We start from the raw sequence: 21,486 nt of genomic DNA, 5'->3' as shown, positions 1-21,486 counted from the left end.
GTTCATGGGCGATACGCGGCGTTGGTTCTGGTTGGGTGGGGTCGCCCTGCTGATTGCATTTATCTACTTGCTTCACCCGATCCTCACGCCGTTCCTGGTTGCGCTGTTACTGGCCTATCTGTTCGATCCGGTGGTGGATCGCCTGGAAAAACTCGGGCTGTCCCGGACCTGGGGCGTGGTGGCGGTGTTCGCGTTGTTTACCTTGATTGTCAGCGCTCTGCTGCTGGTGCTGATACCCATGCTGGCCAAGCAATTGGTGCGCCTGTACGAGCTGGCACCGCAGATGCTCGATTGGCTGCAGCACACCGCGGTGCCGTGGGTGCAATCGAAGCTGGGCCTGTCGGACGGTTTCTGGAAGTTCGACAAGGTCAAGGCCGCCATCAGTGAGCACATGGGGCAGACCACCGATATCGTCGGCGTGGTATTGAGCCAGGCCACGGCTTCGAGCCTGGCGCTGATCGGCTGGCTGGCGAACCTGGTGCTGATTCCCGTGGTGGCTTTTTATCTGCTGCGCGATTGGGACCTGATGATGGCGAAGATCCGCAGCCTGCTGCCGCGTCATCGCGAAGAACGCATCATGACGCTGACTGGCGAATGCCACGAAGTGCTGGGGGCGTTTGTCAGGGGGCAGTTGCTGGTCATGGTCGCGTTGGGGTTCATCTACGCGGCGGGGCTGATGCTGGTAGGGTTGGAGCTGGGCCTGTTGATCGGCCTGATCGCCGGGTTGGCGGCCATCGTGCCTTACATGGGGTTTGTCATCGGGATTGGCGCGGCGTTGATCGCCGGGCTGTTCCAGTTTGGCGGCGACCTGTATCCCATGGTCGGCATCGTCGCGGTATTCATGGTCGGGCAGGCGCTGGAGGGCATGGTGCTGACGCCGTTGCTGGTGGGAGATCGTATCGGCTTGCACCCGGTGGCGGTGATCTTCGCGATCCTGGCGGGTGGCGAGTTGTTCGGCTTCACCGGGATCCTGCTGGCGCTGCCGGTGGCGGCGGTGATCATGGTGCTGGTGCGTCATATGCACGATCTGTACAAGGATTCCGACATATATAGCGGCGCAGAGGACCCCGACCTCTAGGGCAAAATGGCAGGCGCGGCGTCAGGGAAACTGACGCTCCGTGCCCTTGCTGCTGCAAACCTTTGATTTTGCTCGTGGTCCGGCGCATTGTGCGGTCCGCGCCACGGGTATAAACTTTGCAAACTTTACACAGAGGCCACTAATGGTTCCCTTGGAACCGTTCAGTCAGCATGAAACCGATTCAGCTGCCCCTTGGTGTGCGTCTGCGTGACGACGCCACCTTCATCAATTACTACCCAGGCGCCAATGCCGCTGCACTCGGCTATGTCGAGCGGCTTTGCGAAGCCGACGCCGGCTGGACCGAGAGCCTGATCTATCTGTGGGGCAAGGACGGGGTAGGGCGCACGCATCTGTTACAGGCGGCGTGCTTGCGCTTCGAGCAGTTGGGTGAGCCTGCCGTGTACCTGCCACTGGCTGAGCTGCTGGATCGCGGCGTGGAAATCCTCGACAACCTGGAGCAGTACGAACTGGTCTGCCTGGATGATCTCCAGGCAGTGGCCGGCAAGGCCGATTGGGAAGAGGCGTTGTTCCATCTGTTCAACCGGTTGCGCGACAGTGGCCGGCGCCTGTTGATTGCCGCATCGACCTCGCCACGGGAGCTGCCGGTGAAGCTGGCCGACTTGAAATCCCGCCTGACCCTGGCGTTGATCTTCCAGATGCGCCCGCTTTCCGACGAAGACAAGCTTCGCGCGTTGCAGTTGCGTGCATCTCGACGCGGCCTGCACCTGACCGACGAGGTCGGGCATTTCATCCTCACCCGTGGCACCCGCAGCATGAGCGCGTTGTTCGAACTGCTTGAACGTCTCGATCAGGCCTCGCTCCAGGCCCAGCGCAAGCTGACCATTCCTTTTTTGAAAGAAACTTTAGGCTGGTAAAACGGTCGCGAGATGATGGCTTAAAGCCTCTTCTTAACCCGACGAAGCCCGCGGTTTTACTGGGCTGGAGGCCTGCAAGCCGTTCAATACGGGCTTAAGCGCTTAGATGTAAACGAGAAATCAAGAAGTCACATTTGCATCGATTGAATTTGCAAATGAGGTTGATAGAAGGCATAGTCTCGCCATCTTTACTACCTCAGCCACGGTCGTGCCCATGCTAAATCGCTTCGCACCCCTCGTGCCTCTCGCACTCGTTACCCTGTTGTTCGGTTGCGCTGCCCACTCTCCAGTGACCCAGCAAGTGCCCCAACCACAGGTAAATAACACCGTTACCGCCCAGTCTTCCGCCGTTGCGTTCCAGGAAGAAATGGCCTCCGACAAAGAGCTGGCAGACTTCGCCGGCAGCAAGCCTTATCAGCTTCCAGTGCTGGCGGACAGCATCCTGGAGCGCGGCATGTCCTTGATCGGCACACGTTATCGTTTTGGCGGGACCTCCGAAGCCGGCTTCGACTGCAGCGGCTTCATCGGCTACCTGTTTCGCGAAGAAGCGGGTATGACCCTGCCGCGTTCCACGCGTGAAATGATTAACGTGAAGGCCCCGCTGGTCGCTCGCAACCAGCTCGAACCCGGTGACCTGCTGTTCTTCAGCACCAACGGGCGTCGCGGTCGCGTCAGCCACGCCGGTATCTACCTGGGCGACAACCAGTTCATCCACTCCAGCAGCCGCCGCAGCGGTGGGGTGCGAATCGACAGCCTGGGCGACAGCTACTGGAGCAAGACCTTCATCGAAGCCAAGCGTGCCCTCGCCATGGCACCGACTGTAGTGACGGCTCGCAAGTAAACGCACAGTTTGTAGGGCAAACTTAAAGTCTTACTTGAAGTTTGGCCCATAGCCGCTAGAATCCATGATCATTGATTGATGGCAATCCGCCTGCGTACTACGCGGGCGGACTTGTTTCCATCTCCACGGCAGAAATAGCCGCATCCAGATCAGGATTGTTGTGCCTATGTCGACGTCGGCCCGCCTCGCTCTCATGTTTCTTGCCGCACTGCTCAGCGCGTGCGCCAGTCGCACCCCGCCGCCCGCGCCAGTGCGGGCTCCGGTAGTGTTCGCACCTTCCCAGACTTTTTCTCCCGCCGCCGAAGACGTGCTGTTCCGGGCGTTGGGCCTGGTGGGCACGCCTTATCGCTGGGGCGGCAACACGCCGGATTCAGGTTTCGATTGCAGTGGCTTGATCGGCTATGTGTACCGTGACGCCGCCGGCATCTCGCTGCCACGTTCCACGCGCGAAATGATCAGCATGCGCGCGCCGGAAGTCGGCAAGGATGCGTTGCAGAGCGGCGATCTGGTGTTCTTCGCCACCAATGGCGGCTCCCAGGTCAGCCATGCCGGAATCTATGTCGGGGAGGGGCGCTTCGTCCATGCGCCGGCCACGGGCGGGACGGTCAAGCTCGACAGCCTGTCAAAGGCCTATTGGCAGAAAGCCTACCTGGGCGCCAAGCGCGTACTGCAGCCGGATCATCTGGCGCGTAATCCCTGATTTCTGCCGGGTAGGCTCTTGTGGCGAGGGAGCTTGCTCCCGCTGGGCTGCGCAGCAGCCCCAAGCTTTTAGCGGTCGCTACGCAACCGAGCGGGAGCAAGCTCCCTCGCCACGGGTTTCAGCTTTAGTTTTTTGACACCCGCCAGATTTTGTTCCCGACATCATCCGCCACCAACAACCCGCCCTGCTTGTCGATCACCACGCCCACCGGCCGGCCCTGGGCTTTTTCGTCTGCATTGAGGAAACCGGTCAACACATCTACTGGTTGCCCGACCGGTTTGCCGCCGCTGAACGGAACAAAAATCACTTTGTAGCCACTGTGGGGCTTGCGGTTCCAGGAACCGTGTTGCCCGATGAAAGCCCCTTCGGTGAACGGCGCGGGCAATTGGCTGCCCTCGGCGAAGCTCAGGCCCAGGGAGGCGGTGTGCGGGCCCACCGCATAGTCGGGGGCGATGGCCTTGGCCACCAGCTCGGGGTTTTGCGGCTCGACCCGGACATCGATGTTTTGCCCGTAATAACTGTAAGGCCAGCCATAGAAGCCGCCATCCTTCACCGACGTGATGTAGTCCGGCACCAGGTCGCTGCCGATCTCGTCCCGTTCGTTGACCGCCGTCCACAACGCGCCGCTGCGTGGCTCCCTTGCCAGGCCATTGGGATTGCGCAGGCCCGCGGCGAAGATGCGATGAGTGCCTGTGGCGCGGTCGACTTCCCAGATCGCCGCCCGGCCTTCTTCCGCTTCCATGCCGTTCTCGCCAACGTTGCTGTTCGAACCGGTGGTCACGTACAGCTTGCTGCCGTCCCGGCTGGCGATGACGTTTTTGGTCCAGTGGTGGTTCAAAGTGCCGCCCGGCAAGTCGACCACCTTGGTTGGCTGTGCCTTGATTTGTGTGTCGCCTTCCTTGTACGGGAAGCGGATCAGGCGGTCGGTGTCGGCCACGTACAGGTCATTGCCGACGAGGGTCATGCCGAACGGCGAGTTGAGGTTCTCCAGGAAAATCGTCCGGGTCTCGGCGACGCCATCGTGATTGGCGTCTCGCAGCAGGGTGATGCGGTTGGGGCTGGGCACGCCGGCACCGGCCCGGCCCATGACTTTTTTCATGACCCAGCCACGTATGCCCTGGGTATCGTCGGGCTTGGGAGGGGCGTTGGTTTCGGCCACCAGCACATCGCCATTGGGCAGTATATAAAGCCAGCGCGGATGATCCAGCCCTTCGGCAAACGCGACTACCTGCAGGCCTTGGGCCGGGGTTGGCTTGGCGCCGTCCGGCCAGCCGACCGCTTCGGCGATATTCACCGTGGGAATCAGGGTCTTGTTCGGTTCGGGCAGTTTCGGCGACGGGCCGGTGCCGTCGGAAACCTGCAATGTGGAAGACTCGCCACACGCGACAAGCCCCGTAGCCAGGGCAATGATTAACAGATGAGGTGGCTTGAGCATGCGGGCTTCCCTATGAGTGCATGTGGTTACTCATAGAGGAGCGTAGACGTGGGATGGTTCAACGGTGGGTAACAACAGCCAGGCAAACAGATTCCTTTGTGGGAGCGAGCCTGCTCGCGAAAGCGCTGTATCGGGCAACATCGATGTCGACTGTTGCACCGTCTTCGCGAGCAGGCTCGCTCCCACATGTTTTCCCACTGATCCATGAATCAGCCGTGCGCCTGTTTCAGCAGCAGCGCAATACCCGGATGGTACTGGCCCGCCTCGTTGCGCAATTTGCGATAGGCGTAGGGGAAATACCAGGCCACGGCGCAGGTGTTCTCCTTCTGCAGGTCGTCGATCATGTCCTGCAACTCTTCTGGCGTGGCGCTTTGCTGGGCTTTTTGCGGGGCAACGAACAGGCAGCCCAGTTTCAGGTCGCTGGCGTAGCTGATGCGCTTGGCGTCGCTGGCGGCTTCGAGCAAAGGTTGGGTCAGGTTCAGGTTGTTGACCTTCGGCCAGCGCTGGGTGGCCTGGATGAAGGCGCGCTCATCGGTGCTGGCGATGAACAGGTCGGCGCTGACGTTGCGTTCGCCTTCTTCATTCTGCTTGCGCGTCGCTGCGTTCTGCAGCGTGACCATCTCCGCCATCCAGGCAGCGGCAGACAGCAACCCGAGGTTGGCTTTTTGATCATGCCAGTAGGGGGTGTCGTTATCGCCGCGCACGGCGTTGTAGCGATCGATACAGTCGAACCAGCGTTCCAGCACCGGGCGTAGAAACTCCAGCTTTGGATTGCTGATAATCATGCCTTGCATGCGTTTGCCCTCTTGTTCTTGTGATAGCGGGTCGTAGTGTCTATTTGATATCACTTGCCACAGCTTCACACAAGATCGATGTCAGTTTATTGATCAGGACCACTCAATGAGCCGATGCATGTGGCGGCTTTAATTGACGCTCCATCCCCAACCCTCTAACCTTCGCGGCTTGTTTCAGGTGCTCTGTGGCGCGGTCGCGGCCGACAGAGTGAAACAGGGAAGCCGGTGAGCGAACGCGAACCCGGCGCTGCCCCCGCAACGGTAAATGAGTCAACGCTGTGCTTTGTGGCCACGCAGGCCACTCACCACTGTGTCGCAAGACATGGGAAGGCGCGCAGCCAGGCATTACGCCGCTCATGAGCCCGGAGACCGGCCTGATTCATCCAACGGCATCACGGTGGGCGATGCCAGGCTCGCTGCCGTCCTTTTTTCTGCCCGCCCGCCGTTATCCAGTCCCAACGGAGAGCTCCCCTCATGACCGATACGCCCGATCGCGACGAACGCCACCTGGCGCGCATGCTGCGCAAGAAAGCCGTGATTGACGAGCGCATCGCCAATTCACCGAACGAGTGTGGCCTGCTGCTGGTGCTGACCGGCAACGGCAAGGGCAAGAGCAGTTCGGCGTTTGGCATGCTCGCCCGTGCCATGGGCCACGGCATGCAGTGCGGCGTGGTGCAGTTCATCAAAGGGCGCAACAGCACCGGCGAGGAGCTGTTTTTCCGACGCTTCCCGGAGCAGGTGCGCTTTCACGTCATGGGCGAAGGCTTTACTTGGGAAACCCAGGATCGTCAGCGCGACATCGCCGCCGCCGAAGCGGCCTGGGCGGTATCGCGGCAACTGCTCGGCGATCCGTCGATTGGCCTGGTGGTGCTTGATGAGCTGAACATCGCTCTCAAGCACGGTTATCTCGATCTCGATCAGGTTTTGAGCGACTTGCAGGCCCGCCCGCCCATGCAACATGTGGTGGTCACTGGCCGGGGTGCCAAGCCGGAAATGATCGAGCTGGCCGACACCGTGACCGAAATGGGCATGATCAAACATGCCTTCCAGGCCGGCATCAAGGCGCAGAAAGGCGTCGAACTGTGAACGATGCTTCGATGACCAGCCGCCACTGTCCGGCGGTGTTGATTGCCGCGCCGGCTTCCGGCCAGGGCAAGACCACCGTCACTGCGGCGCTGGCACGGTTGCATCGCAACCAGGGGCGCCAGGTGCGTGTGTTCAAATGCGGACCTGATTTCCTTGATCCGATGATCCTTGAGCGCGCCAGTGGCGCACCGGTCTATCAACTGGATATGTGGATGGTCGGCGAGCAGGAAAGTCGCCGACTGTTGTGGGAAGCCGCCGCCGAAGCGGACCTGATCCTGATCGAAGGGGTGATGGGGCTGTTCGACGGCACCCCGTCCAGCGCCGACCTGGCGCGCCACTTCGGCGTGCCGGTGCTGGCAGTGATCGACGGCACCGCCATGGCCCAGACGTTCGGCGCCCTGGCCCTGGGCCTGGCCCGTTATCAGCCGGACTTGCCGTTCGCTGGCGTACTGGCCAACCGGGTCGGCACCCTGCGCCACGCGCAATTGCTCGAGGGCAGCCTGACCGAAGGCCTGCGCTGGTACGGCGCGCTCTCGCGAGAAACCGGCATCGAGTTGCCGAGCCGCCATCTCGGACTGGTCCAGGCCAGCGAACTGAATGACCTGGACGTTCGCCTCGACGCAGCGGCCGAAGCATTGGCCAGCAGTTGTGAAGTGGCGTTGCCGCCCCAGGTCGAGTTCGCCGCGCCCGAACTGACAACCGTTGAGCCGTGGCTCGACGGTGTGCGCATCGCCGTCGCCCGTGACGAAGCGTTTGCCTTCACCTATGGCGCCAGCCTCGATCTGCTGCGGGCCATGGGCGCGCAACTGGCCTTCTTTTCCCCTATTCATGACACCGAACTGCCCGAGGCGGACAGCCTGTATCTGCCTGGCGGTTACCCGGAGCTGCACCACGTTGCACTGGCGCGGAACGTGCCGATGCTGACGGCGATCCGTGCCCACCACGCAGCCGGCAAACCGCTGCTCGCCGAATGCGGTGGCATGCTCTACCTGCTCGATTCATTGACCGACGTCGAGGGCACTCGCGCCGAGCTGCTCGGCCTGTTGAGCGGCGAAGCGCAGATGCAAAAGCGCCTTGCGGCCTTGGCGTTGCAATCAGTCGAGCTGCCGGAAGGCACCCTGCGCGGGCATACCTATCATCACTCCTTGACCAGCACTGAACTTGAGCCGATCGCCCGTGGGCACAGCCCGAACGGTGGGCGAGGGGCTGAGGCGGTTTTTCGCCTGGGGCGGATGACGGCTTCCTATGTGCATTTTTACTTTCCGTCCAATCCCGGGGCGATTGCCGCGTTGTTTGCGCCCGACCCTGGGGCCGCCTTCGCGAGCAGGCTCGCTCCCACAGGGGACCGCGATTCAAATGTGGGAGCGAGCTTGCTCGCGATGAGGCCATGACTGACAACGCCTTTACCCAGGCCGAACGCGAAGCCGTCTACCGCGCCATCGCCGAACGCCGCGACATGCGCCACTTCACCGGTGGCACCGTCGAGCCAGCGTTGCTGCGCCGTCTGCTCGAAGCCGCGCACCAGGCGCCCAGCGTCGGGCTGATGCAACCGTGGCGCTTCATCCGTATCAGCGACCGCGCCTTGCGTGGGCAGATCCAGCGACTGGTGGAAGAGGAGCGCATCCGCACCGCCGAAGCCCTGGGCGAGCGCAGCGATGAATTCATGCAGCTCAAGGTCGAAGGTATCAATGACTGCGCCGAGGTACTGGTGGCGGCATTGATGGACGACCGCGAGCGGCACATATTCGGTCGCCGGACCTTGCCGGAAATGGACCTGGCCTCGCTGTCCTGCGCCATCCAGAACCTGTGGCTGGCGGCCCGCGTCGAAGGGCTGGGGATGGGCTGGGTGTCGCTGTTCGAACCCCAGGCCCTGGCTGACCTGCTGGGCCTGCCCGCCGGGGCCAAGCCGTTGGCGGTCCTGTGCCTGGGGCCGGTCGAAGGCTTCTACCCAGCGCCGATGCTTGCCCTGGAAGGCTGGGCGCAACCGCGTCCGCTCACTGAACTGCTGTATGAAAACCACTGGGGAGTGCGCCCATGAGCGTAGCGTTGGTCAGTGCCGCCGCGGTGGCGCTGGATGCGCTGCTGGGTGAGCCCCGGCGTTGGCATCCGCTGGTGGCGTTCGGCGGCTTTGCCGATCGCATCGAACAGCGTTTCAACTCCGGCGGGCGCGGCTGGCGCAGCCATGGGGTGACGGCGTGGGTGATCGCCGTGGTGCCGCTAACCTTGCTCGCCACGGCCCTGTCCTGGGCACCGATGATTGGCTGGCTGGTGGAGATTCTGGCGCTGTACTGCGCCCTCGGCCTGCGCAGTCTCGGCGAGCATGTCGAGCCGGTGGCCCGGGCGCTGCGCAGCGGTGAGCTGGACGAGGCGCGTCGACGCGTCGGTTACCTGGTCAGCCGCGAAACCGCCGAGCTGGATGAAACCGCCGTTGCCCGCGCCGCCACCGAGTCGGTCCTGGAAAACGGCAGTGACGCGGTGTTCGCCGCGCTGTTCTGGTTCGCCGTAGCCGGCGCGCCCGGCGTGGTGTTGTACCGGTTGAGCAATACCCTCGACGCCATGTGGGGCTATCGCAACGAGCGCTTCGAGCGTTTCGGCTGGGCGGCGGCGAAGATCGATGACCTGCTCAACTATATTCCTGCACGCCTGGTGGCGTTGACTTACGCTGCGCTCGGCAAGACCCGCCTGGCTCTCAAATGCTGGCGCAGCCAGGGGCCGACCTGGGACAGCCCGAATGCCGGGCCGGTGATGGCCGCCGGTGCCGGCGCGCTGGGTGTGGAGTTGGGGGGCGCGGCGGTGTATCACGGCGAACTGCATCAACGCCCGCCATTGGGCGAGGGCGTGCCGGCGAGTGCCGATTCGATTGACCGAGGCTGGCAATTGGTGCAGCGCGGCGTATGGTTATGGCTGCTGATTCTCTGCCTCGGAGCCGAGTTTTATGCTTGAGCATGGTGGACGACTGCACAACGCCGCCCGGCAGTACGGGATTGCCGAGGCTGACTGGCTTGACCTGTCCAGTGGCCTTGCGCCCTGGCCGTTCGAGATCCCGGCGATTCCATTGCGCGCCTGGGCGCGCCTGCCCGAGACCGACGATGGTCTGGAACAGGCCGCTTGCGACTATTACGAAGCGACGCATGTGTTGCCGGTGGCCGGTTCGCAAATGGCCATCCAACTGCTGCCGCGCCTACGCCGAGCGGGCAAGGTCGGGGTCTTGTCGCCTTGTTACGCCGAGCACGCCGAAGCCTGGCGCCGCAGCGGCTACATCGTGCGCGAAGTGCTGGAAGCGGAAGTGGATTTCTTTCTCGACAGCCTCGACGTGCTGGTGGTGGTCAACCCGAACAATCCCACGGGCCTGAGCCTGGACCCCGAACGCCTGCTGGATTGGCATGCGCGGCTGGCCCAGCGGGGTGGCTGGCTGGTGGTGGACGAGGCGTTCATGGATATCACGCCGCACCTGAGCCTTGCCGCCTACGCCCATCAGGTCGGATTGATCGTGCTGCGCTCGTTCGGCAAGTTTTTCGGCCTGGCCGGAGTTCGCCTCGGGTTCGTCCTGGCCGAGCGACGCTTGCTCAAGCTGCTCGCCGAACAGGTCGGGCCGTGGGCCGTCAGCGGGCCGACGCGGATATTGGGCCAGGCGTGCCTGTTGGATACCGAGGCACATACTCGCCAGCGCCAGCGTTGCGAGGAAACGAGTCAGCGCCTGGCGCTGCTGCTCGAACACCGCGGCTTCAAGCCCCACGGTGGCTGCGGGTTGTTCCAGTGGCTGGTTACCGAGCACGCCCGGGCCCTTTATGACTTCATGGCTCATCGCGGCATTCTCCTGCGGCTGTTCATCAACACCAGCAGTCTGCGCTTCGGACTGCCGGCCGATGACGCAGAATTCCTGCGTCTCGAACAGGCTTTCGAGGCCTATGCCAAGGACATTCAATGACCACCTTGATGGTGCAGGGCACCACCTCCGATGCCGGCAAAAGCACGCTGGTCACGGCGCTGTGCCGCTGGGTCAGGCGCCAGGGCGTGAGCGTGGTGCCGTTCAAGCCGCAGAACATGGCGCTCAATAGCGCGGTGACCGCCGATGGCGGCGAAATCGGCCGGGCCCAGGCGGTCCAGGCCCAGGCTTGTGGCCTCGAACCGCATACCGACATGAACCCGGTGCTGCTCAAGCCCAACAGCGACACCGGTGCCCAAGTCATCATCCATGGCCGCGCCGTGACCAGCATGAACGCCGTGGCGTATCACGATTACAAGGCCATCGCGATGCAAGCGGTGCTGGCTTCCCATGAGCGTTTGCGCGCGGCGTATCAGGTGGTCATGGTGGAGGGCGCGGGGTCGCCGGCGGAGATCAACCTGCGTGCCGGCGACATCGCCAACATGGGTTTTGCCGAGGCCGTCGATTGCCCGGTGCTGCTGATCGCCGACATCAATCGCGGCGGCGTATTCGCCCACCTGGTCGGCACCCTTGAGTTGCTTTCGCCGAGCGAACAGGCCCGGGTCAAAGGTTTCATCATCAACCGTTTTCGTGGCGACCTGGCGTTGCTGCAACCCGGCCTGGATTGGCTGCAAGCGCGCACCGGCAAACCGGTGATTGGCGTGTTGCCTTATGTGCTGGACCTGCACCTGGAAGCCGAGGACGGTCTCGATCAGCGTCAGGCCGACAAGGCCGAACAGGTACTCAAGGTTGTGGTGCCGGTGCTGCCGCGCATCAGCAACCATACCGACTTCGATCCGCTGCGCCTGCACCCGCAGGTCGACCTGCAATTCATCGGCCCCGGCCAGACCATCCCGCCGGCTGACCTGATCATCCTGCCCGGTTCGAAAAGCGTGCGCAGCGACCTGGCCTACCTGCGCGCCAACGGCTGGGAGACGGCGATCAATCGGCACCTGCGCTACGGCGGCAAGTTGCTGGGCATCTGCGGTGGTTTGCAGATGCTTGGCCGGCAGGTTCACGATCCGCTCGGGCTGGAAGGCGCGGCCGGTTCGAGTGCCGGGCTGGGCCTGCTGGACTTCGAGACGACGCTGGAGCATGAGAAGCAGTTGCGCAATGTGCGCGGGCGGTTGGCTTTGGAGGATGCCGAGGTCAGCGGCTACGAGATCCATGCGGGTGTGACCACTGGCCCGGCCCTGGAAAACCCTGCGGTGACGTTGGACGGCGGCCGTTGCGATGGCGCCCGAAGCCTCGACGGGCAGATTTTCGGCACCTATCTGCATGGGCTGTTTGAAACGCCAGCGGCGAGCAGCGCGTTGCTGCGCTGGGCGGGCGTGCAGGACGTGCAAGCGGTGGATTACCACGGGTTGCGCGAGCGGGATATCGAGCGGTTGGCGGACCTGGTGGAGCGGCATCTGGATACCGGGGTGTTGCGTGAACTCTGTGGGATTTGAGGTGGCCGGGCTGACCTCATCGCGAGCAAGCTCGCTCCCACATTGGAACGCATTTCAAATGTGGGAGCGAGCTTGCTCGCGATGGCGCCAGTCGCCACACCGGCAGATAGAAGGTAATGACCCATGCTGCAACTGATCCTCGGCGGCGCCCGCTCCGGCAAGAGTCGCCTGGCTGAAAAACTCGCGGCGGGCACCGGCTTGCCGGTGACCTACATCGCCACCAGCCAACCCCTGGACGGCGAGATGAACCAGCGTGTCGCCCAGCATCGCGCCCGGCGCCCGGCCGATTGGGCGCTGGTGGAGGAGCCACTGGCGTTGGCGCAGGTGTTGCGCGAAACCGCCGCGAGCGAGCGTTGCCTGCTGGTGGATTGCCTGACCCTCTGGCTGACCAACCTGTTGATGCTCGACGATGCCGACCGACTGGCTGCCGAGCGCGAAGCACTGCTGGACTGCATCGGCGCGCTGCCCGGCGAAATCATTTTTGTCAGCAACGAGACCGGCCTGGGTGTCGTGCCGCTGGGCGAGCTGACTCGCCGTTACGTCGATGAAGCCGGTTGGCTGCATCAAGCCTTGGCCGAACGTTGCCAGCGCGTTGTGCTGACCGTCGCCGGCCTGCCCCTGACTCTCAAAGGCACTGCGTTATGAATCACCGCTGGTGGCTGGACCCGTGCAAGCCCGTTGATAGCCAAGTGCTGGAGCAAGCGATGGCGCGGCAACAACAACTGACCAAACCGGCCGGCTCCCTCGGGCGCCTGGAGTCGGTGGCGGTGCAGCTGGCGGGCCTGCAAGGGCAGGTCAAGCCGAGCCTTGAACAATTGTGGATCGCGATTTTTGCCGGCGATCACGGTGTGGTGGCCGAAGGCGTCTCGGCCTATCCTCAGGAAGTGACCGGGCAGATGCTGCTCAACTTTGTCAGCGGCGGCGCGGCCATCAGCGTGCTCGCGCGGCGGTTGGGCGCTTCCCTGGAGGTCGTCGACCTGGGCACCGTGACGCCTTCGCTGGACTTGCCCGGCGTGCTGCATTTGCGGGTCGGCCCGGGCACCGCCAATTTCCTGCTGGGCCCGGCCATGACCCTGGCCCAGGGTGAACAGGCCCTGCAAGCCGGACGCGACAGTGCCATGCGCGCCGCCGCCAGCGGCACGCAACTGTTCATCGGTGGCGAGATGGGCATCGGCAATACCACGGCGGCCAGCGCGCTGGCCTGTGCCTTGCTCGATTGTCCGGTGGCGCATCTGGTCGGGCCGGGCACCGGGCTGGATGCGGCGGGTATCAGCCGCAAGGTCCAGGTCATCGAACGCGCCCTGGCCGTGCACGGTGCGTCGAACGGCGACCCGCTGCAAACGCTTTGCAACCTTGGCGGGTTTGAAATCGCCGCGTTGGTCGGCGCCTATCTGGCCTGTGCCCAACAAGGCATCGCCGTGCTGGTGGATGGCTTTATCTGCAGCGTCGCGGCGCTGGTGGCGGTGCGGCTCAATCCGGCGTGCCGGCCCTGGTTGTTGTTCGCCCACCGTGGCGCCGAACCGGGACACCGCCACGTGCTGGAAACCCTCGCTGCCGAACCGCTGCTGGACTTGGGCTTGCGCCTGGGCGAGGGCAGCGGGGCGGCGCTGGCGGTGCCGTTGTTGCGCCTGGCCTGTGACCTCCACGGGCAGATGGCGACCTTCGCCGAAGCGGCCGTGGCGGATCGCCCGGCATGACCTTGCGCCTGGACCTGTTGCGCCATGGCGAGACCGAACTGGGCGGCGGGCTGCGCGGCAGTCTCGACGACGCCCTGACGCCACGAGGCTGGGAACAGATGGACGCGGCGGTCGCAGCGGGCGGGCCGTGGGATCGGCTGGTGAGTTCGCCCTTGCAGCGCTGCGCGCGTTTCGCCGAACAGCTGGGTGCGCGACTTGGCTTGCCGGTGCACTTTGACAAGGACCTGCAGGAATTGCATTTCGGCGCCTGGGAAGGCCGCAGCGCGGCGGCATTGATGGAGACTGACGCCGAGGCGCTGGGGCGGTTCTGGGCCGACCCCTACGGCTTCACGCCGCCGGAAGGCGAGCCAGTGCTCGAATTCTCGGCGCGAGTGCTGGCGGCGCTCGAACGCTTGCATCAAGCCTACGCCGGGCAGCGCATCCTGCTGGTCAGCCATGGCGGCGTGATGCGGCTGCTGCTGGCCCGCGCCCGCGGCCTGCCGCGCGAGCAATTGCTCAATGTCGAAGTCGCCCACGGCGCGCTGTTTTCTCTCTTGGTGGCGTCCGGTCCAGTCCTCGAAGAGGCGGTCTGAAGATGTTGCCTTTCTGGATCGCCCTGCAATTTCTCAGCAGCCTGCCGGTGCGCTTGCCGGGCATGCCCGAACCGGCGCAACTGGGTCGTTCGCTGCTGTTCTATCCGCTGGTAGGGGCGATGTTCGGCGGCTTGCTCTGCGGGCTCGACGTCTTGCTGTCAGGCGCACCTTTGTTGCTGCATGCCGCGCTGCTGCTAACGGCCTGGGAGTTGCTCAGTGGCGGCCTGCACCTCGATGGCCTGGCGGACAGCGCCGATGCCTGGCTCGGCGGCTTTGGTGATCGCGAGCGCACGCTGCTGATCATGAAGGACCCGCGCAGCGGACCGATCGCGGTGGTCACCCTGGTGCTGGTGCTGTTGCTCAAATTCAGCGCGTTGCTGGCGCTGATCGAACAGCAGCAGACCTTGGCGCTGCTCATCGTGCCGGTACTCGGGCGTGGTGCGTTGCTCGCGCTGTTCCTCACCACGCCCTATGTACGCGCCGGTGGCTTGGGCCAGGCGCTCGCCGACCACCTGCCACGCCGCGCCGGTTGGCAGGTGCTGTGCGCCGTTGCGCTGGGCTGCGTGCTGGTGGCGGGCTGGGCCGGGCTGGTGGCGTTGCTGGTCGCGGCGCTGGGCTTTATCGGCTTGCGCCGGATAATGCTGCGCCGCTTGGGCGGGTGCACCGGAGACACGGCGGGGGCCTTGCTGGAACTGCTGGAGATGGCGGTGCTGGTGGGTTGGGCATTGAGCTAGTCGGCACTCATTACCGCGACCAGAGACAGATTTACATACCGGCTTACATGTCTCTGCGAGTTATCCACTCACGCTATAACTATGTATGTCATCCGCCGCTTCATGGCTCGATAGGCTCGATGCTTTATCAAGCACAACACGGGTGACATCAATGTCTGTTCTATCTGAAGAAACCGCTGGGGCATCGCTTGCTGCCGACGCAGATCCGCTCTCTATCGCCGCTGTGACAAGCCGCGTCGAATATACCGGCCTGCTCGAACCGGACAACCCCGGGCAAACGCGCCACGACAGCAGCCTTGAAACGCAGTGGATCCGCCAGCTCGTTGCCTGCTACCCGGCTGAAATACCGGGTAGCCTTGCCCATCCCATCACCCCTGATACGTTGATACCGGTGATGTACTGGAGCACGCTGAGTACTTACCAGAACGGCACCGAACACATCGATCTGGTGCCTCTGTGGATGCTGGCATCTGGTGAGAAGGCTTTCTTGAGGACCTACCTGTCCACGCCGCCGGACGACGCCGAACTCGAGACGACGCTGCTGGGCAGCGCACAGGCCCCTTATCGCTGGCACATGAAGATATTCTGGGGCGATGAACAGAGTGCCGGAACCTTCAGCGACTATAACCGCAAGCAGCTGGCAGATGCGGTCCCGGCCGATGTCCTCGGCGCCCTGGCGGGGCTCAACGACGGATTGCTGCAGGCGATCAGGCAAGGGATGCCACACAGCTATAACGGATTCGCCAGCCTGGCAGTCGGCATGGATTGCGGGACGTTGGAGCAGGAGCTGCGATCAGAGGCCGACGATACGTTCAAGCGACCTGAACGTCAGCCCAGGGCGGTCTACGATCAAGTGCTGGAGCCTGTCAGCCTGTTGCCCAACGGTCTGCGGTTCCGTCCCCACAAGTTTGCCGGGCAGTGGTTGTCCGAACGAGGCCTGAGCAGCAATGCACAGGTTCGAGTTGATTACCATGAAGTCGAGACGATCGATTCGGCTTCCGAAAGCAAAGGCGCATCGGTGCCGCTGCTTCACGTCGTCACCCAGGGGTTTTTGAGCACTCACCAGAGCAAGGACAAGTTCTACGCGTCTGCCGCTTCGGCGCGCGAGGGCTGGCGTTATCCGCATATCAGCCAGATGACCGTCGACTTTTCGTCACTTCAGGTCAACGGCAGAGCCTTGGCGCCGGAGCTTCTGCGACAACTGCAAGAAGGTGTCCCACCAGGTTATCAAGGCCCCGGACAATCTCTGATCACCGACGTGGATGAGCACGGCAAGCTGCTCGGGCCCCAGGAAAAAGCGCGGCTCAGGCAGATGGAATTGCTGGACCCCAACCAAGTGAAACTGGCCCGCCTGTTTGCTGGTCTGCCGACATTCGACTCGGCGCTCAAGAACCTGCTGGTCCGCATGCTTGGTGAAAAATTTGAGGTACGCCAGTTTCAGGCTTCGCTGCCAGCACCGATCGATCCGGATAACTGCTACGTCAATCACTTCGTCACTGACTCCAGCGGCGGACGCTCGCTGACCTCCTCGCAAAGTTTCACCGAGGTAGTCCAGGACTGTTTACAGCGTGATGCGCCGCCCCATTATCTATTGGGCGAGGTGGGTTTTTTCAGCCGCCCGGATTCCGTGTCGGAGGAGGACAGCGTATTTGCTGATCCGGTGGACGCGCAGGTCCTACGGACCATGGAGTCGGTCTTCTACTTCCCTCAGCCGACAACCAATGTATCCGTAAGGCGTCAGTTGCGTGACGATCTCACCAGCTTCCGCAACAGCCGCACATGGGGTTACTTGCTCGAACCGCCGAGGCCGTCCTCTGCCGAAGCGGCCTTGGCGTATCTGCTTGCCCAGCGGTTCCAGCATCTTCTCAATCTATACAGAGCGGACCAGGAGCCGGCCACCCAGTTGACCCGAAGTGCACGGTTCCTGCGGGCTGAGGAGGATCGCCTGCTGGACCTCATTACCACTCACCCTTCCTTGGCAGCCAGAAACGATTTGCTGCGCATGCCCGTACCTCATGTTTACGCGGTCATGCTCGATACGGGCAGCGCGACAGCGCGGAAATGGCCCGCCGCGATGGTGATCAAAGTACCTGATCGACGTTCATTGTTTCTCTATTCCCTGGAAGGTGGGATACAGCGATTCGGTTCTTTTCAAGCGCTGGTCTCAAACGTGCACCCTCTCTACAAGGGGGAGGAACGCGCGATCCAGGACATTTCTACGGAATTGTCCGAGCCGGTGTTTGTAGTAGCCGCCAATGACCTGCTGCAGCTTCAACGCTCCGCGCTTGAGGCTGCGCTGACAGTTCCCGATGCTCAAGCGCCGGCTTTGGACATTTTTGCGCGCAGCGTAGAGGATGCGCTGGCTTTACCTATGCTGGGGCTTTCCGGGCCTCTGGCTGTCCGTCAGGAAACCCTGGTGGAAAACAACCGCCCCAATCTCTATAAAACCGCGACGCAGGCGGAAAAGAACCGTTATCGCCTGCTGGAGGAGCAAGTCTTCCAGAAGGCCAGTAACGTGGGCAAGGAAATCCCGACGCTATGGGAATTTACCCGCCAGAAAGTCAAGGAATACGTGCAGGAAAATCTGCATCCAGCGGTGGATTTCGACCCGGACAAAACCCTGGTCACGCTTGCCTCTGGCACGAACACCGACCCTGGGAAGTCGCGTACCACCAACCTGACCCAGTGGATGCTTGATAACCTGCGCCCCAGGCAGTATCCGAGCGCAATGAGGGATGTGCAGCCCATCCACCTGACAGATCAGGATGGCCGGCGTGTGCGCAATCCGGCCAACGGCTACTTCTATACGTTGACCGGGATCGAGCTGGCCAGGATGACGAAGAGCATCGATGCCGGTGGAAGTTATGAGCTCGTGCTCGTGGAGGCATTGAACAAACCGGACTACAAAGCGGCATGGCAGGCGGCGTATCTGGCCAATATGCGCTTCAAGGGCTACGAAGCGGCCCTTCGGGGCAACGAGGCGTTCAAGGTCATCGTGAAAGATGAGGCTTTCAACCCACCGAAGCCGTGCAAGCAACTCGCCCTCTGGCTGGATGCCGTCCTGAAATCCCCCTTGGCGCAGACACGCGCCCGGGTCGGGGGCAAAAAGGTCCATGTCCATGCTCTTCTGCTCGGCGGCAGCCCGGGGGATGGCAGGTCACACGGGTCGGGCGGTGCTGCCAGTATTGAGGGGGCGCTGATCCTGTCGGACCGGCAGAGGCCGGAAATCGAAGGTACGGTTGGCGTTTACTTTCCGGACAGCCCTGATGGCAATGACTTCCATGAGTTTTCCGACCTGAGCGATGGCGTTGCAAGGCTTTTGCTGCGGGAAGAATGGTACGGGTATTTCCGTTCACGCATTTCCTTGGTCGAACCTGAGGAGATAAAGCGGATTCTGGGACGGCGTGGCGGTCGTCCCTTTGTTGGGTGCTCATTGATCGACGATGATTTTCTTGAAACCCTGCATCGTGCGCACGTCAGCTTCCACAGAGCGCATACCGCGGAGCGTTCCACCAGCAATCGAGATGTTCAAGTTACCTTCAGCGATATTATTCCGCAGATGATCGGGGGGGTATTGGATGTGGTCAGTCTGCTTCTGGTTCCAGGCTATCTACTGATCAAACGGGCCATAACGATCAGTTGGGCAATGTTCAAGACAGGGCTTGTCCCGCTGAACGCCAAAGGCTTGAAGCTTTTGCATCTGTTGGAAAGCACCAGAGGAGGCCTTGCCGGTGGGATGACCGTTCCCTCACGAGGCCAATCCTCGTTCCTGGCGGTGATGGCAGGCCAAAGTCAGAGTGAGGGACGGCTTGGGCTGCCGTTGGAGGAGGCGGTCTACCGTCGTTATGCGGTGACGGATGCATCGCCGATACGGGGGCTTGCACCGGATGCCCAGGGCTTTTACCGCGTGACTCTCAAAGACTCGAGTACAGGCCGCGTGACGGCTCGCCCGGTCTATATTCAACAGCGCGACGGGACGGTGTTCCGGGTGCACGATCACACCAGGTTGACCGCAACGGAGGCCAACATTGTCGATCCGGTTACGGGTTTGAGCATCCGCTCCAGTGGTGTGACGAGAAATACGGTGGCACGGATGCCCGACGGTGACTGGCGCGCTGTGGGATTTGGCCGGGGCGGAGCGCATCGATCACTGCAGCGTACGAACGGCAGCGTGACACAACGCCTCAAGCGGCTGTACCCCGCGCACACCGAAGATAACCTCTCGACGCGTGAGCAAAAACTGGGTGCACAAGCCTTGCTCGAAAATACCACTGCTGAAGTGCTGGTTACCCGCTTGGAGAAAGAATGGGCAACGTTGGACGAAGGGCTGCGCCAGTGGCAGGTTCAGGAGGGCATTCATCACCCTGCCGAGAACAGTATCAGCCCCGAGGACTTGTCCTCGCTGCGTATGGAGGTGGCGAAGGAGATCCGCCGCGCCTGGCGGAGTGAGCCGCATCCGGAACACCCGGGAATTGATCTGCATTTGGTACTGACAGGGTGGGAGATTGGTCGACCGCCTCCGATCACCGCGCGTTTCGAGCATATCGAAGAGCTGCATATGGATCTCATGGGCCTGAGCGAGGACCCATCGGATTTCCTGCGGTTGTTCCCCAATATCGATACGCTGTCATTGAATGGCAATAGCCTGACCGTAGTGCCGGCGGCAGTGGGTGAGCTCCGCACGCTGTCGGTCTTGTCATTGGGCAACAATCCACTGGAAATCAAGGAGGATATGTTCGCTCCCTTGCTAGGCGCTGGTTCCGCCAGCAGTTTGCTTTCCCTGGATTTGTCCGGGCTGAGCAGTGGCGGCGAGGCAATGGTCGCCGCCATCGGTCGCCTGGCCGAGCTACCCGTCCTGCGCGCATTGGTGTGGGCCGACAACTTGCATTTCACGCCCCAGAGTTTGCAGGCCATTACGGCTTTACCAAGGTTACGATCGTTGGATCTACGGTACTGCGGCCTTCGCCTCAATGAGCAAGGCAGCGCTTTCCTGCGTACTGCCACGGTCTTGGAAGAACTGGTCCTGAGTGGTAACAATTGCCTTGAGCTGCCCAATCTGTCGGAGCTTGCAGGCTTGCGCATCCTGGAGCTGGCCAATGCGCAGCTTGATCGCGTGCCGGAACTGGCGCTGGCGGTACTCTCCAAGCCTTCACACGAAACGATCTTCGTCAACCTCAGCGGCAACCGCATAACCCACATACCGGATGAATTGATTGCCACACTTCGAGACCTGCCAGGACAGGGGCGCCTGAGGTTGCTGCTTGACGACAATCCTCTGCAAAGCGCCCAAATTCAGGCGCTTCGTGCGGTGGAGCCTGGGGCTTATCGCAATACCGTAGACGTTTGGCTGGATGACCTCCCCGACTTCCAAAGGGCATTGGAAGTGGCTCGCGATGATGTCCAGCAGCGGAACTTCATTAACTGGTTCTCTGACTATATCCATTTCGACCATACCGCAGGGACGCTGGAACCTGCGACTCGTGACGGGGCTAGCACCGTTCTGGAGCACTACATCAGCTACGCCAATATCCATGCCGACCTGCGGGCTAAAGTTGCAGATTTCGATTTGCAGTTGGGGCAACTGCGCGATCGCCTGCAAGCGCGTATTTCGGAGCGTGAGACACCGGACCTGCACGAGCTGGGGCTGCACTTTCTGATGTTCGAATCGGCCCTGCGCGCCCGCCTCGAACCGCAAGGAGTGCCTTTTGCAAGTTTCCTTTACGACCACTATGACTATTGGGACTTCGGCCTGTTGGAACTCTACCCTGAGGTCGTGCAACGCCAGGCACATATGACCCCAGAGAGGTTCATCGACTGGCTCAGCGGGATTCGTAACGCAGACAACATCCATGATCTGCCCTCTGCGGGGGAGATCACCTGGCGACCCTACCTGGGATTGATGTCCGACGAATGGGTCGCTTGGGGTGCGGCATATGACGATCTATTGGTGAATGCTCCCTCAGGTGAGCCCATAGACCCGTCGCGTTGGCCTGGGGTGCTGCTCGATAACCTGGCCGTGTTGGATGTGAATTGGGCCGCCGGACCGGCGGTGACGCTCACTGACGGCCAATTGTTGCGCACACTCGATATCTTCACCACGGTCAAGACTCAGGAATTCGAGCCCCTGGCACGTCGGGTGACCACCGAGATGGTCACCCGCTGGTGGCCGCGGCGACCGTCATTGCCCATAGACAGGCTGACCTGAGCAAAGAAAGACGTATCCCCGGTGAGCGTATCAACCAACGCCTTGGGCACACCGCCTTGGATTTCGCCTTGTACTTGACCCGCCACATGGAAA

Annotated in this window: 17 protein-coding genes and 1 riboswitch; of the genes, 15 read left to right on the top strand and 2 right to left on the bottom strand. The window is 62.3% G+C overall.

Annotated elements, in window-relative coordinates; genetic code table 11:
* Positions 1 to 4: 4 nt before the first annotated feature.
* The 4 genes from J3P91_RS20475 (at position 5) to J3P91_RS20460 (ending at position 3,494) form a co-directional block, all read left to right on the top strand.
* Positions 5 to 1,078: an AI-2E family transporter gene (locus tag J3P91_RS20475; protein WP_305499429.1), complete on the top strand. Its 1,074-nt coding sequence runs from the start codon at positions 5 to 7 to the stop codon at positions 1,076 to 1,078.
* A 170-nt stretch (positions 1,079 to 1,248) separates the two neighbouring features.
* On the top strand, positions 1,249 to 1,953 hold the full coding sequence (gene hda / locus J3P91_RS20470; RefSeq protein ID WP_003178999.1) for a DnaA regulatory inactivator Hda: 705 nt from the start codon (positions 1,249 to 1,251) through the stop codon (positions 1,951 to 1,953).
* A 214-nt stretch (positions 1,954 to 2,167) separates the two neighbouring features.
* A complete protein-coding gene (locus J3P91_RS20465) occupies positions 2,168 to 2,794 on the top strand; it encodes a C40 family peptidase (RefSeq protein ID WP_434601571.1) in 627 nt (208 codons plus the stop codon).
* A 166-nt stretch (positions 2,795 to 2,960) separates the two neighbouring features.
* Positions 2,961 to 3,494 (top strand): C40 family peptidase, encoded by a 534-nt coding sequence (locus tag J3P91_RS20460; protein WP_434572431.1) that lies wholly within the window; start codon positions 2,961 to 2,963, stop codon positions 3,492 to 3,494.
* A 124-nt stretch (positions 3,495 to 3,618) separates the two neighbouring features.
* Here the strand turns inward: J3P91_RS20460 and J3P91_RS20455 are convergent, their stop codons facing one another.
* Positions 3,619 to 4,929 carry a PQQ-dependent sugar dehydrogenase gene (locus J3P91_RS20455; RefSeq protein WP_434601570.1) on the bottom strand — a complete coding sequence of 437 codons (1,311 nt, stop codon included), beginning with the start codon at positions 4,927 to 4,929 and terminating at the stop codon, positions 3,619 to 3,621.
* A gap of 209 nt (positions 4,930 to 5,138) precedes the next feature.
* Complete coding sequence (locus J3P91_RS20450; protein ID WP_434572435.1) at positions 5,139 to 5,723, bottom strand: hypothetical protein; 585 nt, start codon at positions 5,721 to 5,723, stop codon at positions 5,139 to 5,141.
* 159 nt (positions 5,724 to 5,882) lie between these two features.
* Positions 5,883 to 6,115, top strand: a riboswitch (cobalamin riboswitch).
* An 82-nt stretch (positions 6,116 to 6,197) separates the two neighbouring features.
* Between J3P91_RS20450 and cobO the strand changes: the two genes are divergently transcribed.
* From cobO to J3P91_RS20395, 11 genes are all read left to right on the top strand, one after another.
* Complete coding sequence (cobO, locus tag J3P91_RS20445) at positions 6,198 to 6,809, top strand: cob(I)yrinic acid a,c-diamide adenosyltransferase (RefSeq protein WP_305499435.1); 612 nt, start codon at positions 6,198 to 6,200, stop codon at positions 6,807 to 6,809.
* A gap of 11 nt (positions 6,810 to 6,820) precedes the next feature.
* Entirely contained in the window at positions 6,821 to 8,200 is a 1,380-nt protein-coding gene (locus tag J3P91_RS20440) for a cobyrinate a,c-diamide synthase (protein ID WP_434601569.1), read from the top strand.
* A complete protein-coding gene (gene bluB / locus J3P91_RS20435) occupies positions 8,197 to 8,847 on the top strand; it encodes a 5,6-dimethylbenzimidazole synthase (RefSeq protein WP_434601568.1) in 651 nt (216 codons plus the stop codon). The genes J3P91_RS20440 and bluB overlap by 4 nt, the downstream gene beginning before the upstream one ends.
* On the top strand, positions 8,844 to 9,752 hold the full coding sequence (gene cbiB / locus J3P91_RS20430; RefSeq protein ID WP_434572441.1) for an adenosylcobinamide-phosphate synthase CbiB: 909 nt from the start codon (positions 8,844 to 8,846) through the stop codon (positions 9,750 to 9,752). The genes bluB and cbiB overlap by 4 nt, the downstream gene beginning before the upstream one ends.
* Positions 9,745 to 10,737, top strand: coding sequence for a threonine-phosphate decarboxylase CobD (cobD, locus tag J3P91_RS20425; protein ID WP_434601567.1), 993 nt, complete (start codon positions 9,745 to 9,747; stop codon positions 10,735 to 10,737). The genes cbiB and cobD overlap by 8 nt, the downstream gene beginning before the upstream one ends.
* On the top strand, positions 10,734 to 12,185 hold the full coding sequence (locus tag J3P91_RS20420; protein ID WP_434601566.1) for a cobyric acid synthase: 1,452 nt from the start codon (positions 10,734 to 10,736) through the stop codon (positions 12,183 to 12,185). Before cobD ends, J3P91_RS20420 begins: the two co-directional genes overlap by 4 nt.
* 123 nt (positions 12,186 to 12,308) lie before the next feature.
* The gene (cobU, locus tag J3P91_RS20415) at positions 12,309 to 12,830 is read left to right on the top strand and encodes a bifunctional adenosylcobinamide kinase/adenosylcobinamide-phosphate guanylyltransferase (protein ID WP_434601565.1); all 522 of its coding nucleotides are present in this window, start codon (positions 12,309 to 12,311) and stop codon (positions 12,828 to 12,830) included.
* Entirely contained in the window at positions 12,827 to 13,882 is a 1,056-nt protein-coding gene (cobT, locus tag J3P91_RS20410; protein ID WP_434601564.1) for a nicotinate-nucleotide--dimethylbenzimidazole phosphoribosyltransferase, read from the top strand. The genes cobU and cobT overlap by 4 nt, the downstream gene beginning before the upstream one ends.
* On the top strand, positions 13,879 to 14,454 hold the full coding sequence (gene cobC, locus J3P91_RS20405) for an alpha-ribazole phosphatase family protein (protein ID WP_434601563.1): 576 nt from the start codon (positions 13,879 to 13,881) through the stop codon (positions 14,452 to 14,454). The genes cobT and cobC overlap by 4 nt, the downstream gene beginning before the upstream one ends.
* 2 nt (positions 14,455 to 14,456) lie before the next feature.
* Positions 14,457 to 15,188: an adenosylcobinamide-GDP ribazoletransferase gene (locus tag J3P91_RS20400; RefSeq protein ID WP_434601562.1), complete on the top strand. Its 732-nt coding sequence runs from the start codon at positions 14,457 to 14,459 to the stop codon at positions 15,186 to 15,188.
* Positions 15,189 to 15,339: 151 nt separating this feature from the next.
* The gene (locus J3P91_RS20395; RefSeq protein ID WP_434601561.1) at positions 15,340 to 21,393 is read left to right on the top strand and encodes a leucine-rich repeat domain-containing protein; all 6,054 of its coding nucleotides are present in this window, start codon (positions 15,340 to 15,342) and stop codon (positions 21,391 to 21,393) included.
* The last annotated feature ends 93 nt before the right edge of the window (positions 21,394 to 21,486 follow it).

The organism is Pseudomonas sp. Z4-7, assembly GCF_051131965.1.
In the GTDB taxonomy this organism is placed as follows: Bacteria; Pseudomonadota; Gammaproteobacteria; order Pseudomonadales; family Pseudomonadaceae; genus Aquipseudomonas.
The sequence above is the reverse complement of the archived record's forward strand: the minus strand, read 5'-3'. Positions and strand labels throughout refer to the sequence as shown.

Excerpts from the sequence above, each read along its gene's own strand:
- J3P91_RS20475 (WP_305499429.1), top strand. The coding sequence starts at position 5 with ATGGGCGATACGCGGCGTTGGTTCTGGTTGGGTGGGGTCGCCCTGCTG.
- hda (WP_003178999.1), top strand. The coding sequence starts at position 1,249 with ATGAAACCGATTCAGCTGCCCCTTGGTGTGCGTCTGCGTGACGACGCC.
- J3P91_RS20465 (WP_434601571.1), top strand. The coding sequence starts at position 2,168 with ATGCTAAATCGCTTCGCACCCCTCGTGCCTCTCGCACTCGTTACCCTG.
- J3P91_RS20460 (WP_434572431.1), top strand. The coding sequence starts at position 2,961 with ATGTCGACGTCGGCCCGCCTCGCTCTCATGTTTCTTGCCGCACTGCTC.
- J3P91_RS20455 (WP_434601570.1), bottom strand. The coding sequence starts at position 4,929 with ATGCTCAAGCCACCTCATCTGTTAATCATTGCCCTGGCTACGGGGCTT.
- J3P91_RS20450 (WP_434572435.1), bottom strand. The coding sequence starts at position 5,723 with ATGCAAGGCATGATTATCAGCAATCCAAAGCTGGAGTTTCTACGCCCG.
- cobO (WP_305499435.1), top strand. The coding sequence starts at position 6,198 with ATGACCGATACGCCCGATCGCGACGAACGCCACCTGGCGCGCATGCTG.
- J3P91_RS20440 (WP_434601569.1), top strand. The coding sequence starts at position 6,821 with ATGACCAGCCGCCACTGTCCGGCGGTGTTGATTGCCGCGCCGGCTTCC.
- bluB (WP_434601568.1), top strand. The coding sequence starts at position 8,197 with ATGACTGACAACGCCTTTACCCAGGCCGAACGCGAAGCCGTCTACCGC.
- cbiB (WP_434572441.1), top strand. The coding sequence starts at position 8,844 with ATGAGCGTAGCGTTGGTCAGTGCCGCCGCGGTGGCGCTGGATGCGCTG.
- cobD (WP_434601567.1), top strand. The coding sequence starts at position 9,745 with ATGCTTGAGCATGGTGGACGACTGCACAACGCCGCCCGGCAGTACGGG.
- J3P91_RS20420 (WP_434601566.1), top strand. The coding sequence starts at position 10,734 with ATGACCACCTTGATGGTGCAGGGCACCACCTCCGATGCCGGCAAAAGC.
- cobU (WP_434601565.1), top strand. The coding sequence starts at position 12,309 with ATGCTGCAACTGATCCTCGGCGGCGCCCGCTCCGGCAAGAGTCGCCTG.
- cobT (WP_434601564.1), top strand. The coding sequence starts at position 12,827 with ATGAATCACCGCTGGTGGCTGGACCCGTGCAAGCCCGTTGATAGCCAA.
- cobC (WP_434601563.1), top strand. The coding sequence starts at position 13,879 with ATGACCTTGCGCCTGGACCTGTTGCGCCATGGCGAGACCGAACTGGGC.
- J3P91_RS20400 (WP_434601562.1), top strand. The coding sequence starts at position 14,457 with ATGTTGCCTTTCTGGATCGCCCTGCAATTTCTCAGCAGCCTGCCGGTG.
- J3P91_RS20395 (WP_434601561.1), top strand. The coding sequence starts at position 15,340 with ATGTCTGTTCTATCTGAAGAAACCGCTGGGGCATCGCTTGCTGCCGAC.